General features: G+C 28.0%; 17 protein-coding genes. All 17 read right to left on the bottom strand.

Annotated elements, in window-relative coordinates:
* Nucleotides 1-19: 19 nt before the first annotated feature.
* The 17 genes from C4R78_RS05340 to C4R78_RS05260 all read right to left on the bottom strand — a co-directional run bounded on the left by C4R78_RS05340 (nt 20) and on the right by C4R78_RS05260 (nt 13,004).
* Nucleotides 20-1,096 (bottom strand): M24 family metallopeptidase, encoded by a 1,077-nt coding sequence (locus C4R78_RS05340; protein WP_103896061.1) that lies wholly within the window; start codon nt 1,094-1,096, stop codon nt 20-22.
* Nucleotides 1,093-1,530 (bottom strand): type II 3-dehydroquinate dehydratase, encoded by a 438-nt coding sequence (gene aroQ, locus C4R78_RS05335; protein WP_103896060.1) that lies wholly within the window; start codon nt 1,528-1,530, stop codon nt 1,093-1,095. The genes C4R78_RS05340 and aroQ overlap by 4 nt, the downstream gene beginning before the upstream one ends.
* A 67-nt stretch (nt 1,531-1,597) precedes the next feature.
* Nucleotides 1,598-2,467, bottom strand: coding sequence for a TIM barrel protein (locus C4R78_RS05330; protein ID WP_103896059.1), 870 nt, complete (start codon nt 2,465-2,467; stop codon nt 1,598-1,600).
* 1 nt (nt 2,468) lies between these two features.
* The gene (locus C4R78_RS05325; protein WP_242971199.1) at nt 2,469-2,972 is read right to left on the bottom strand and encodes a shikimate kinase; all 504 of its coding nucleotides are present in this window, start codon (nt 2,970-2,972) and stop codon (nt 2,469-2,471) included.
* 10 nt (nt 2,973-2,982) lie between these two features.
* A complete protein-coding gene (locus C4R78_RS05320; protein ID WP_103896058.1) occupies nt 2,983-3,372 on the bottom strand; it encodes a hypothetical protein in 390 nt (129 codons plus the stop codon).
* A gap of 4 nt (nt 3,373-3,376) precedes the next feature.
* Nucleotides 3,377-3,778 carry a hypothetical protein gene (locus C4R78_RS05315; protein WP_103896057.1) on the bottom strand — a complete coding sequence of 134 codons (402 nt, stop codon included), beginning with the start codon at nt 3,776-3,778 and terminating at the stop codon, nt 3,377-3,379.
* Complete coding sequence (locus C4R78_RS05310; RefSeq protein ID WP_103896056.1) at nt 3,768-4,184, bottom strand: hypothetical protein; 417 nt, start codon at nt 4,182-4,184, stop codon at nt 3,768-3,770. The genes C4R78_RS05315 and C4R78_RS05310 overlap by 11 nt, the downstream gene beginning before the upstream one ends.
* Nucleotides 4,185-4,192: 8 nt before the next feature.
* Complete coding sequence (locus C4R78_RS05305; RefSeq protein WP_103896055.1) at nt 4,193-4,648, bottom strand: hypothetical protein; 456 nt, start codon at nt 4,646-4,648, stop codon at nt 4,193-4,195.
* A gap of 2 nt (nt 4,649-4,650) precedes the next feature.
* Nucleotides 4,651-5,388 (bottom strand): prepilin peptidase, encoded by a 738-nt coding sequence (locus C4R78_RS05300; RefSeq protein ID WP_103896054.1) that lies wholly within the window; start codon nt 5,386-5,388, stop codon nt 4,651-4,653.
* Nucleotides 5,389-5,402: 14 nt separating this feature from the next.
* Nucleotides 5,403-6,497 (bottom strand): type II secretion system F family protein, encoded by a 1,095-nt coding sequence (locus C4R78_RS05295; protein WP_103896053.1) that lies wholly within the window; start codon nt 6,495-6,497, stop codon nt 5,403-5,405.
* A gap of 13 nt (nt 6,498-6,510) precedes the next feature.
* Nucleotides 6,511-7,569 (bottom strand): type IV pilus twitching motility protein PilT, encoded by a 1,059-nt coding sequence (locus tag C4R78_RS05290; RefSeq protein ID WP_103896052.1) that lies wholly within the window; start codon nt 7,567-7,569, stop codon nt 6,511-6,513.
* 13 nt (nt 7,570-7,582) lie between these two features.
* Entirely contained in the window at nt 7,583-8,953 is a 1,371-nt protein-coding gene (locus tag C4R78_RS05285; protein ID WP_103896051.1) for a GspE/PulE family protein, read from the bottom strand.
* Between the two features lie 54 nt (nt 8,954-9,007).
* Nucleotides 9,008-9,814 carry a shikimate dehydrogenase gene (aroE, locus tag C4R78_RS05280; protein WP_103896050.1) on the bottom strand — a complete coding sequence of 269 codons (807 nt, stop codon included), beginning with the start codon at nt 9,812-9,814 and terminating at the stop codon, nt 9,008-9,010.
* Entirely contained in the window at nt 9,807-10,325 is a 519-nt protein-coding gene (locus tag C4R78_RS05275) for a YqeG family HAD IIIA-type phosphatase (protein ID WP_103896049.1), read from the bottom strand. The genes aroE and C4R78_RS05275 overlap by 8 nt, the downstream gene beginning before the upstream one ends.
* Nucleotides 10,326-10,414: 89 nt before the next feature.
* The gene (gene sigK, locus C4R78_RS05270) at nt 10,415-11,098 is read right to left on the bottom strand and encodes an RNA polymerase sporulation sigma factor SigK (protein WP_103896097.1); all 684 of its coding nucleotides are present in this window, start codon (nt 11,096-11,098) and stop codon (nt 10,415-10,417) included.
* 57 nt (nt 11,099-11,155) lie between these two features.
* Nucleotides 11,156-11,782, bottom strand: coding sequence for a uridine kinase (gene udk / locus C4R78_RS05265; protein ID WP_103896048.1), 627 nt, complete (start codon nt 11,780-11,782; stop codon nt 11,156-11,158).
* Nucleotides 11,775-13,004 carry a peptidase U32 family protein gene (locus C4R78_RS05260; RefSeq protein WP_103896047.1) on the bottom strand — a complete coding sequence of 410 codons (1,230 nt, stop codon included), beginning with the start codon at nt 13,002-13,004 and terminating at the stop codon, nt 11,775-11,777. Before C4R78_RS05260 ends, udk begins: the two co-directional genes overlap by 8 nt.

Raw genomic sequence — 13,004 nt, 5'->3', positions numbered from 1 at the left:
CTCCATCTTATGTTTTTTATTATTCAATTTCTATTAAATGCTTTGGTGAATGTGAAAGAACTCTAAATCCATCCTGAGTTACAACTACTAACTCTTCAATTCTTACTCCACCAAAATCTGGTATATATATTCCTGGCTCATCTGTTATTACCATTCCTGCTTCTAATACTTCATCGCTTCTAAAGTTAACCCTTGGTAGTTCATGAACTTCCATTCCAACACCATGACCTAATCCATGGCTAAACCTATCTCCATATCCTCTTTCTTTTATAATATCCCTTGCAATCTTATCTAAGTCAAAACATTTAACTCCTGCCTTAATAGCTCTTAAAGCAGCTTCATTTGCATCTAAAACTGCATTGTAAATTTCCTTTTGCTTTTCCGTAGCCTTTCCAACTACTATAGTTCTTGTCATATCTGAACAATATCCTTTATAAATACATCCGAAATCTAAAGTTACAAAATCACCGTATTCTATTTTCTTATCAGTTGGTGTTCCATGTGGTAAAGAAGATCTTGCTCCTGAAACAACTATGGAATCAAATGAAAGTCCTTGAGCACCATGCTTTTTCATAAAATATTCAATCTCAAGAGCAATATCTCTTTCAGAAACACCAACCTTTATATACTTTAATATGTGTTCAAAGGCTTTATCTGCAATAGCTGCAGCTTGTTCTATAAGAGCAATTTCATCTTCGTCCTTTATCATTCTTATCTTTTCTATAGTATGATTTAATTTAACGATTTTTATGTCCCCAAGTCTTTCTTTATACATTTCTAAATCTTGGAATGTAAATTTATCCTCTTCAACTCCTAATACCTTTACATTGTTTCCAATAAGTATTTCTTTAATAGCATCATATATTGGTGGCTTATACTCAATTACTTCATACCCTACAACTTCCTTATGAGCCTGTTCTATGTACCTTCCATCTGTTAAAAAATAAGCCTTATCTTTTAGAATAACTGAAAAACTTTCATGACCTGTAAAACCACTCAAATAATTTCTGTTATAATCACCAATTATAAGCGCAGCATCAATGCCTAGCTCATCAAATTTACTTCTGAAATTTTCAAGTCTTTTTAAAATGTTCATTTATATTCCCCCTTTAATTTAAAATAAAGTATAGCCCCAATATAAGAATAAACACCTAATCCACTTATCTGACCTATACAAGCAGGTGCTATTACAGACTTTTTTCTAAACTCCTCCCGTGCATAAATATTGCTTAAATGAACCTCAACTGCAGGAATTGAAATGGACTTTAAAGCATCATAAATAGCATAGCTATAATGAGTATAAGCTCCAGGATTTATAATTATACCGTCGTATAATCCTTCTGCAGAATGAATTTTATTTATTATTTCCCCCTCTATGTTGCTTTGAAAAAAATCCACTTCAATTCCATGGACTTTAGCAAAGTCTCTTATTACATCGCAAAGCTTGTTATAAGACATACTACCATAAAATTGCACTTCTCTTTTACCAAGCATATTTAAATTAGGTCCATTTAATACTAAAAGCTTCATATTATCACATCCTGATAAATAACAATTGTATTTTATCAAATTTATGGCAACAATGCAATTATTATATTTAACCATTATATTTTTTAAGCATTTCAATATAAATATTTTTTAATTTTAAAGCATCTTCCGCCATATGTTCTCTTGATTCACATATTATTCTAAAGGATAAATTTTTCTCAACTAACACTTTTGCAAGATCTGAGAATTCTGGGCCATAATCTAAATCATCTATTGTCCAATGCTTTTTTTCCCCTGCACTTGTATATTCTATCCTACTAAAGTGGCAATGCAAATCTTTAATCTTTTCCTTACCTAAAGAATCTTCTAATTTATCTATTATTACCTTAAAATCCTCAATGCTATTTAAAGCTCCTCTACCTAAAGCATGTATATGACCAAAATCTATAGTAGGGATAAGATTTTCATCAATGCCACAAATTTCAATTATTTCATCTAGAGTTCCAAGTTGATTTTGTTTTCCCATAGTTTCCGGACATATCTTTATCTTAGGATAAAGTCCATCCTTTATAAGTTCATCTATTGCTCTACTTATACCTTTTTTACAATTTTCAAAAGCTTTTTTTCTATCCATTTTTGCACAGGAGCCAGGGTGAAAAACTACTCTATCAGCTCCCATTATATTTGCAAAATAAGAGCTTTTTCTTAAATATTCAATTGATTTTTTTATTTTTTCATCTTCATCACTAGCAAAATTTATAAAATATGGAGCATGAACAGACATTTGTACTTGATACTTTTTAGCATTATCACCTATTTTCTCTGCAGTCTTTTCACTTAAAGTTATTCCTCTACCAAAGGAATATTCATAAAGCTCAAGTCCCATTCTATTTAACCACATAGGGTAATCAACAGATGACTTATATCCTTCTTCATAAAACGCTTTAGATATACCAGATGGTCCAAATTTTACTGTCATTTTAAACCTCCTGATTTTTTATAATATTTATAATAGACTTTACAACTTCATCTATTAATTTATTATCTACAACATAATGAGCACATTTTTCATATAGTTTATATCTTTGATTGTAAAGCTCATATATCTTATTTTTATTATCCCTAAGAAGAGGTCTATTTTCAAGATCTACATTCTTTAAAATATCTTCTATGTTTCTTTTTATATAAAATACTATAGATCTATTCCTTAAAATCTCTATATTCTTCTCAACCGTCACTATTCCGCCACCTGTAGCAATAATTTGTCCTTCTTTTTCTAAAACTTCTTTTAAACATTCTGACTCTATATTTCTAAAAAATTTTTCACCATAAATATCAAATATGTTACTTATGCTTAAGCCTATTTTAAGCTGTATGAATTCATCTAAATCTATAAAATCCATACCTAATTTTTGTGACAAAATTTTACCTATAGTGGTTTTTCCGCATCCTGGCATTCCAATTAAAGAAAAATTTTTTATCACAGCCTCACCCCTATTCATTAACTGTAATTTGATCATTAATAAAGCTACAATAATCAAAATAATAACTCTTTGATGATATATTAAATATTTTATACCCTATTCCAATAGTACAACTTATCTTAACGAAAGCATAGCTTTTGCCTAATGGCTTATCATAAATAAATACATCATCATCTTTAAATATAACATAAAATTGTGAATTGCCATTTATCAATTTGTTTTTTATTTTATAAATTGCATAATTCATACCCGTTTCAGCATAATATCTAGATTGAACTTTATTTTTTAAAATTAAAGGTATAGATAAATTATTTAAAGCAATATCTAATAAAAATAAACTAAAAAATATCAAGACAAAAAGAAAGACCAAAAAACTTATCTCTATAAATCCTTTTTTCATATAATCACCGCTTTTGAATTATAATCTTTTTAAAATCATGTTTAGATTCAACACTTATTTCATAAAGACCATTTCCTAAATCTAAAACAGTAAAATTTTTTATCTTGTCAACAACAGGAGTAGAACCATATTCATATATCAAAACATCTTTATTTAAATAAATCTTTTTACCATCAACATATAAAATTCCATTTTGAAAACTTATATTTTTTGAATTAGTTATTTTATCAATTAAAAATTCCATTGCAATTTGTGTGTTTATTCTTGAATCCATAGAATCAATAATATTAAAATAAAACTTACTATTAAATATAAGCATATCAAAAAAACAAATAAACATCACAGATATAAGAAACATCCAAACAAAGACTTCCATCAAAACATACCCTTTATGTCTAAATCTCATAAGGTTTTGCAAAAATAAGTTCTATACCTCCTTTTTGATTCATACATCTAACTTTTATAATATTAAATTCATTTTTTATATAAAACTTCATAATAACTTTATACTTTTTATGTTCAACTTTTTTATCCATAAGTATTATGTATTCATAAAAACCTCTTTTCAATATTTCTTGTTTAACTTCAGAAAAATCATCGAAATCAATTTCTACTTCTATGTTATCCATCGTTCTATTCTCAGCCTTAAAAAACTCTATTATACTTCTGCAAACATAAAGTTCATATTCTAAATCATTACTACGCTGAACTTTATTTAAAACATTTGTATTAACATCAAAAATCAAAATAATAATCATGCTAAATAAAGAAAAAACCAACAAAGTGTTAATAAGAATAAATCCTTTTTTCATTACAATCACTACTTTTCTGTTATTCTTGTAAAACCTATAGTTAAAGTAATTTTTTTGTTTTTTCCACTGCTTTTATTTAAAACAACTATGGAACAAGCATAAGGCGAAACACTTCCATTAGGATTAAAAGTCAAAATACCTGAAGATGAGAACGTACTTAAGCTTCTTGACACGACTATATTTTTAGGAAACATAACTTTTTTTAAAGTTTTTAAATTTTGAGATATGGAGTAACCAACGTAATCGGAAGATTGGTTATCTTTTATAAAGTAAAAACAAACATCAGCCCCCTTAGAATATGCATTTAATTTGCTCCACTTTAAATCGCTTACAAGACCTTTTGCTACAAATTCCAAACATAAGTTATTATAAAAAGCAGAAGGACTTACATACAGAAAACTAAAAATTATAAAAACTATACAAAATCCAATTATAATTTCTAAAAGAACATGCCCTCTTTTCATAATCACCCCCATAAGAATTTAGTAATACAATCTCCAAAAAAAATTGCTATTATAGAAGCTATAGAAATAAAAGGTGCAAACGGAATATAATCTTTATGTGATTTAAACTTTAATACAACAAGAAAAATTCCAAAAATACCACCTATTATAAAAGATAAAATTAAAGTAATCAAAGTAAGTCCAAATCCTAAAAATAATCCTATAACAAATAAAAACTCAGCATCTCCCCAGCCCATTCCATTTGTTAAAAATATGATGACAGATATTATTCCTCCTCCCATCAATGCTCCTAAAAAATAAGTAATAATTTTTACTTTTAAAAAATATTCAAGCAATATAAAAATTACTCCTGTTGCTATTCCAAATATGATAGTATTAGTATATATATCAGTAGTATAATAATCTATAAAACCTATTACTATAGCAAGGGAAGATAATACAGCATATTTTAAAAACAATATTGTAAAATCATATTTAAGATAAAGCAATAAATACAAAGTTGCATTTAAAATTTCAACACAAGGATAAATCAAAGATATTTTATTTTTACAAAATCTACACCTCCCCTTTAAAAATATATAACTTAATATAGGTATTAAATCCCTCCATTTTATTTTCTGCTTACAGTATGGGCAATAAGATCTTGAAAAAATAATTGATTCTTCTTTAGGTATTCTATATATACAAACATTTAGAAAGCTTCCAATAATAAGTCCAAGTATAAAAACTAATACAGGCATAAATTCCCCCCAGATTACAAACCTATCTTTTCATAAATTTGAAATATAGGAAACAAAATCGAAAGCATAGTTATAAAAACAAATAATGAAATAATAATTATTATAAAGGGTTCTATTAAAGTTATTAAAGAATTAAGCCTTATTGTTACCTCCTTGTTTAAAAAATCCGATATTTTAATTAAAGCATCATCTAATTCTCCAGTCTCCTCGCCTATAGAAATAAACTCAACAAAATAATTAGGAAATATTTTTCTTTTTCTAAAAGCTTCAGAAATTCCCTTACCTAACATTATTTCATTTAAAGCATTCATATATTCTTCATAAACTATAACGTTGTCTATTAAGGAAGCTGCTAAATTTAAACACTCTACAATAGGAACTCCACTTATTATCATAAGATGTAAACACTTTCCTAATCTCGACATTAAAATATCCATCTTTAAACTTTTGTATATCGGAATATAAAGTAATATAAAGTCTATTTTTCTCTTAATACCATTTTTAGAAAATTTATACATAAAAACTAAAATAAAAAACAAGAAGGAAAAAAACAAAATTAGTTTACTAAAGCATTTAGAAAAATCAAGAATAAACAATGTTAATTTAGGAATTTGAGTTATGTTAAATTCCTTAAGTAGCCTTATTATTTTAGGTATTATATAATTTGTAATTAACAATATAGAAATTAATGCTGTTGATGTTAAAAAAAGCGGATAATATAATGAACGCATTATCTTTCTTTCAAATTCATATTCATTTTCATAATAATTAGAAAGCTCTAAAAAAACATCTTCAAGCCTACCGCTTTTTTCTCCAACTCTTATAAGAGCAACAGCTAAACTTGGAAAAATTCCTACTCGTTCTATTGAATCACTAAAACTATTTCCTGCGGCTACTAGATCAAACAATTCATTTATAAATACATTTAATTTTTTATTATTAGTCATGTCCTTTAATATATTTACACCCTTTATAAAATTTATACCTGAAGAAGTAATAAAATATATATAACTAAAAAACTTTGCAATTTCTTTTTTATTTAATCTATATAAACTAACAGAACCCCCCTTAAGGATTCTTTTATTTAAATCAATCTTAAGGGGCAGCATATCAAACACCTCTTTAAAGTCTCATAAGTCTCTCCATTATATCCTTATCTACAGCAAAAGCTAAAGCATCTTCTTGCGTTATTAATCCTTTTTTATATAACTCAACTAAAGATGTATCCATGGTTTTCATACCATATTTTCCACCTGTTTGAATAATTGAATCGATTTGATGAGTTTTTCCTTCTCTTATTAAGTTTCTAACAGCTGGAGTGGTTATCATAATTTCCATAGCACATACTCTTCCTACTCCATCTGAACGAGGAATAAGCTGCTGAGAAATAATTCCTTCTAACACTGAAGCTAATTGTATCTTTATCTGCTGTTGTTGATGAGGCGGAAACACATCTACAATCCTATCTATGGTCTTTGAAGCACCAATTGTATGTAAAGTTGAAAGAACAAGATGTCCTGTCTCTGCTGCAGTTAAAGCAATAGATATAGTTTCTAAATCTCTCATCTCTCCTACCAAAATAACATCTGGATCCTCCCTTAACGCTGCTTTTAAAGCACTAGCATAGGATTTTGTATCATATCCTACCTCTCTTTGATTTACTATACTTTTTTTATGTTTATGTAAATATTCAATAGGATCTTCAAGAGTAATAATATGGCAATTTCTTAAATTATTTATTTCATTTATCATTGCAGCTAATGTAGTAGATTTTCCACTTCCTGCAGGACCTGTAACTAAAATAAGTCCTCTTGTCTTTGTACAAAGTTCCTTTATAACTTTAGGCATATCAAGTTTTTCCAAAGTAGGAACTTGTAGAGGAACATTTCTAATAGCTAATGCATCACTTCCTCTTTGTTTAAAGATGTTTATTCTAAATCTTCCAATTCCTTGTAAAGAATAAGATAAATCTATTTCTCCTTTTTCATTATATAATTCATATTGAGATTCATTTAAAACATGTTCTACAAACATCCTTGTATCATCTGATGTTAACTTTTTATCTCCTATTTGCTGAAGCTTCCCATTTATTCTAAATGTAGGAGGGATACCAACAGTTAAATGTATATCCGATGCTTCAAGTTCAACTGCTTTTTTTAGTAAATCATCAAAATTGAACAAAATTCATTCCCCCTTACATAAATAGATATGATACTTTCATATATTCTTCAAAGGTTGTAACACCTTTTTTAACTAATATCCTACAATGTTCCTTTAAAGTTTTAAAATCATTTAATTTTCTAATTCTATCTTCATTAAAGTCCTTCATAATAATTTCTCTATGTTTTTCATTTATCTCTAAAACTTCAAAAATACCTGTCCTTCCCTTATAGCCAGTATAATTACACCTGCTACAGCCTTTGCCTTTAAAAATACCATCATCTATTTCAAGAAAACTTTTTTCAAATTCTGATGGATAATATTTTTCTTTACAATACGGACAAATAGTTCTTACTAATCTTTGAGATATTATTAAATTTAATGACGCTCCAATTAAAAATGGTTCAATTCCCATATCTAAAAGTCTAGTTATTGTTGAAAAACAATCGTTAGTATGAAATGTTGATAAAACTAAATGTCCCGTAACTCCAGCTCTTATAGCTATCTCTGCTGTTTCTTTATCTCTTATCTCTCCAATCATTATAACATCAGGATCTTGTCTTAAAATAGCCCTAAGTCCATTTGAAAAATTTAAATCTACCTTATAATTAACATTTATCTGGTTAATCCCTTCTATTATATATTCAACAGGATCTTCAATAGTTAAAATATTTAAACTTTCTTTATTTAACATTGTTAATATAGAATAAAGCGTTGTAGACTTTCCACTTCCTGTAGGACCCGTGATTAGTATCACACCTCTTTTTCTTTTTAAGGCCCTATTTAAAATTTCTAAATGTTCCTTTAACATTCCAATCTCATTTTTTTCAATAAAAGCATTATTTCTATACAAAATTCTAATAACCATCTTTTCTGCATAGTAAGTTGGAACAGTAGAAATTCTAAGGTCATATTTAATTCCTTCTATTTCCCAAATTATTTTACCATCAAGGGGCAATCTCTTCTCTGCAATATCCATATTTGCTAAAAGTTTTATTCTATTAATTATCAAATTATAAGCATCATAAGATATCCTTATAATTTCACTTAACTCTCCATCTATTCTGTATCTTATTCTAACATATTTTTCAAAAGGTTCTATATGAATATCGCTAGCTTCAAGCTTTGTAGCATATTCAATAATCCAATTTAAAAGGTTGGAGGCTGAAGAAAGATCTAAACGGTTATATTTATTCTTAACCTTTAACTTTATTATCTCCTTTTCTAAATTGCTTTCTATGTTCCTTAAAAAATCTAGATTAGAATTCTCATTTATGCCTAAAATAATTCTTTGGCTATTTTCATAAATAGGATAAATATTATTCTTTATAAAATCATGATTTGTTGAATCAAAATAAAATAAATCTAAACTAATAAAATCATCATATCCAAATTGAAATTCCATACATACCACCTGTAAAAATTTTTCATTAATAATTTTTACAGGTTTTTTGTAGTTTTAAACATATATGTTAACATTTTTAATTATGCGATCTACAAATTCATCACTTATATAAATTTCATTCCAAATTTCTTGAGATTTAATAGCTTGTAAAAGTAACATATAAAATCCATTATAACAAGGAATATTAAATTCCTTGGCATACTTCATTAAAAGAGTCTCGCTAGGATTATAGATTAAATCGAATACCTTTTCAAATTTAATTATATCTTTTTTATCTAAGGGTGAAAAATTAACATCTGGATACATACCTAAAGGAGTACAATTAACTAAAATATCAGCTCCTTTAAAACTAGAAACATCCTCATAATCTATAACCTTTACGCCATCAATAACTTTTCCATTTTTTTGTCTTGTTACAACAACAATCTCCCTTGCATTTAAATCCTTAAAAACTTGAATAACAGACCTTGCAGCACCTCCAGAGCCTAAAACACAAACAGTTTTATTTTTTCCCTCTATTCCATACCTTTCAAGAGAATATTTAAAACCATAATAGTCTGTGTTATATCCTATTGCATATCCATCTTTAAATTTTATCGTATTGACTGAACCTATAAGCCTTGCTTCATAGGATAAATCATCTAAAAATTCCATTACTTTTATCTTATATGGAATAGTGACATTAATTCCCTTAACCTTTAAAACCTTAAAAGCTTCAAAAGCTTTTTTTAGATTTATTTCATCTACTTCAAAAATATAATATCCACCTTTTATTTTCAGTTCATTTAAAATAGCAAAATGAATCTCCGGAGATTTGCTATGGGAAAGTTTTTTACCTAAAAGTCCAAAAATATTATTCATACTTCATTATCTCCTTTGAATAATTTAGATTTTTTCTTATTTTATCTTCTAATCTTCTTAAATATCTAGTAGCAATAAATTCCTTTTTAAAAATAGGATCAACTAATATAGTTCTTATTCCACACCTTTTTGCCCCTAAAATATCAGTAAAAATCTGATCTCCAATACAACATACCTCGCCTGGTAAGGAATTTAAAATATTCAAAGCTCCTTTAAACATCCTTTTCATAGGTTTTATACCTATTCCAGAATAATACTCAATTTTAATATTACCTATAAATTTTTTAATTCTTCTTTTTGAACTATTAGACAGTAAACAAATTTTAAAACCTCTTTTAAAAAGACTATCAATTAAAATCTTTACGTTATCATCAGCCTGTTTAGCTCCCCAAGGCATTAAAGTGTTATCTATATCTATTATTAAAGATTTTATACCCTTTTGTTTTAACTTATCAAAATCAATCGAATAAATGCTTGGCACATAATAATCCGGTTTTAATCTATTAAACATACCTCACCTCTTTATAAAATTTTTCCTTACAATAACATTAATTATATCAAAAAATTATAAAAAGTGCATTTCAGATTACTGAAATGCACTTAAATCTTCATAGCCTTAGCCAACTTTTTTAAAGCTTTTTTTTCTATTCGCGATACATAGGACCTTGATATTCCAAGAATTTTTGCAATCTCCCTTTGAGTTAAAGGTTCGCCAGATATTCCATATCTAAGCTCTATTATGATTTTTTCTTTTTCATCTAAAACTTTATTTAAAAGGGATTTTAATTTCCTTGTAGATATTTTATTATCAACTTCATCAACTATCTTTTCGCTATCTGTTCCTAATACATCTATAAGACAAATTTCATTCCCTTCCTTATCAACTCCTATAGGATCTTGAAGGTAAACTTCAGATTTAGATTTTTTAGAACTTCTTACATACATTAAAATTTCATTTTCTATACACCTTGCCGCATAGGTTGCAAATCTATTTCCCTTTGATTTATCAAAAGTTTCAATGGCCTTAATAAGCCCTACAGTTCCTATAGATATTAAATCATCAGCATCTTTAGGACTAGGATTAAACTTTTTTATTATATGAGCAACTAATCTTAGGTTCCTTGTAATAAGTTCATTTTTAGCATTTTGATCTCCATTTTTATATGCTAAAAACAACTCCCTCTCTTCTTCTTCAGAAAGAGGTTGAGGAAACGATTTTCCATTAGTTAAATAACCTATAAAGTTTCTCGTTGTTTCAATAATCAAAATAATAATGTCAATCAACAAAAGTTCACCCCCCAGTTGGCTATGTATTATAATATGCCAACTAGGGGGTTTTTGTTACTTATTTTTAGATAAAATTTGTTTAATTTTTGCTATTAAAATATCTATAGCTACCTTGTTGTATCCACCTTCTGGAATTATTATATCAGCATATCTTTTAGTTGGCTCTACAAACTGCATGTGCATTGGGCGAACAACATTCATATATTGCTCAATAACAGATTCTACTGTTCTTCCTCTTTCCTTTATATCCCTTTGAATTCTTCTTATAATTCTAACATCAGCATCAGTATCCACAAAAATCTTAATATCTAATAAATTTCTTATCTCAGGTTCTGCTAAAATAAGTATGCCTTCTAAAATAATTATATCCTTTGGCTCTATCCTTACAGTTTCTTTTTTGCGCGTGTAAATTTCAAAGTCATATAAAGGTTTTTCAATAGCTTCACCGTTTAAAAGCATCTTTAAGTGTTTAATCAAAAGCTCAGTATCAAAAGCATCTGGATGATCATAATTTGTCTTTTTTCTTTCCTCTAAAGTTAGATGGCTTTGATCCTTATAATATGAATCCTGCTCGATTACTGCTATGCTTTCTCCTGGTAAGCTTTTAAAAATCTCATTTGCAACAGTACTTTTTCCAGAACCAGTTCCTCCTGCAATACCAATTAAAATAGGTCTATTCATCTTTATCCCCTTTCTCCTTAACTAGCATATCATATGGATTTAATTTTTTATTTGTTTTTATTTTATATATCATCTGTGGATGTGGAGTAGAGTCAATCTCCTCTCCCTCCAAATTCCACATATAATCCAAAGTTATTTTAAAATTTTCACCTTTATAAGTTAATACTTCAACAGTATCCCCTTTAAAAATTTTATTTCTTTGCTCAATAGTTGCAATGTTATTTTCTTCGTCATAATCAACAACAATTCCCACAACATCATGGGTCCTAATATATGAAGATGTTGAATAAATCTGCTTTTGAGGTTTACCAAAATAAAAGCCTGTTGAAAATTCCCTATGGCTTGCCTTTGAAACTTCTTCAAGCCACTTAGGATTAAATTTATAATTTTCTTTATCCTTTAAATAAGCATCTATTGCTTGCCTGTATGCTTTAACAACCGTCGCAACATAATAAGAACTTTTCATTCTTCCTTCTATTTTAAAACTTGTAATCCCACTTTCAACAAGCTCAGGAATATATTCTATCATACACAAATCGTGAGAATTTAATATATATGTTCCCCTTTCATCTTCAAAAACTGGAAAATATTGTCCAGGTCTTTTTTCTTCAACTAAATAATATTTATACCTACAAGGATGGGCACAAGCTCCCCTGTTTGCATCTCTATAAGTCATATAATTAGATAATAAACATCTTCCCGAATAAGATATACACATAGCCCCATGAACAAAAGCTTCAAGCTCTAAATCCTTTGGAGTTTTTTGTCTTATTTCTTTTATCTCCTTTAACGAAAGTTCCCTTGCTAAAACTACCCTTTTTGCTCCAAGTTTATACCAAAACTCACAGGTTTTGTAATTTGTATTATTAGCTTGAGTGCTAATGTGAACCTCCATGTCAGGTGCAACTTCCTTAACTATAGAAAAAACCCCTGGATCAGATACTATTATAGCATCAACACCTATTTCACTTAAAGATTTTACATAACTAGGAATACCCTTTAAATCATCATTATGGGCAAATATATTAACCGTTACATAAACCTTAACTCCATGCTTATGTGCAAACTCTAATGCTTCTTTCATAGTATCTATATCAAAGTTATCTGCCATTGCTCTTAGGCTGTAAGCTTCCCCACCAATATATACAGCATCAGCTCCATAAAGAACAGCAACTTTAAGCTTTTCTAAATTTCCAGCAGGAGCTAAAAGCTCTAATTTCAT

The sequence above is a fragment of the Caloramator fervidus genome, assembly GCF_900108045.1.
Classification (GTDB): Bacteria; Bacillota; Clostridia; order Clostridiales; family Caloramatoraceae; genus Caloramator; species Caloramator fervidus.
The sequence above is the reverse complement of the archived record's forward strand: the minus strand, read 5'-3'. Positions and strand labels throughout refer to the sequence as shown.

Bases quoted from the DNA above. Each gene is read 5' to 3' on its own strand.
- C4R78_RS05340 (WP_103896061.1), bottom strand. From the start codon at position 1,096: ATGAACATTTTAAAAAGACTTGAAAATTTCAGAAGTAAATTTGATGAG.
- aroQ (WP_103896060.1), bottom strand. From the start codon at position 1,530: ATGAAGCTTTTAGTATTAAATGGACCTAATTTAAATATGCTTGGTAAA.
- C4R78_RS05330 (WP_103896059.1), bottom strand. From the start codon at position 2,467: ATGACAGTAAAATTTGGACCATCTGGTATATCTAAAGCGTTTTATGAA.
- C4R78_RS05320 (WP_103896058.1), bottom strand. From the start codon at position 3,372: ATGAAAAAAGGATTTATAGAGATAAGTTTTTTGGTCTTTCTTTTTGTC.
- C4R78_RS05315 (WP_103896057.1), bottom strand. From the start codon at position 3,778: ATGAGATTTAGACATAAAGGGTATGTTTTGATGGAAGTCTTTGTTTGG.
- C4R78_RS05310 (WP_103896056.1), bottom strand. From the start codon at position 4,184: ATGAAAAAAGGATTTATTCTTATTAACACTTTGTTGGTTTTTTCTTTA.
- C4R78_RS05305 (WP_103896055.1), bottom strand. From the start codon at position 4,648: ATGAAAAGAGGGCATGTTCTTTTAGAAATTATAATTGGATTTTGTATA.
- C4R78_RS05300 (WP_103896054.1), bottom strand. From the start codon at position 5,388: ATGCCTGTATTAGTTTTTATACTTGGACTTATTATTGGAAGCTTTCTA.
- C4R78_RS05295 (WP_103896053.1), bottom strand. From the start codon at position 6,497: ATGCTGCCCCTTAAGATTGATTTAAATAAAAGAATCCTTAAGGGGGGT.
- C4R78_RS05285 (WP_103896051.1), bottom strand. From the start codon at position 8,953: ATGGAATTTCAATTTGGATATGATGATTTTATTAGTTTAGATTTATTT.
- aroE (WP_103896050.1), bottom strand. From the start codon at position 9,814: ATGAATAATATTTTTGGACTTTTAGGTAAAAAACTTTCCCATAGCAAA.
- C4R78_RS05275 (WP_103896049.1), bottom strand. From the start codon at position 10,325: ATGTTTAATAGATTAAAACCGGATTATTATGTGCCAAGCATTTATTCG.
- udk (WP_103896048.1), bottom strand. From the start codon at position 11,782: ATGAATAGACCTATTTTAATTGGTATTGCAGGAGGAACTGGTTCTGGA.
- C4R78_RS05260 (WP_103896047.1), bottom strand. From the start codon at position 13,004: ATGAAATTAGAGCTTTTAGCTCCTGCTGGAAATTTAGAAAAGCTTAAA.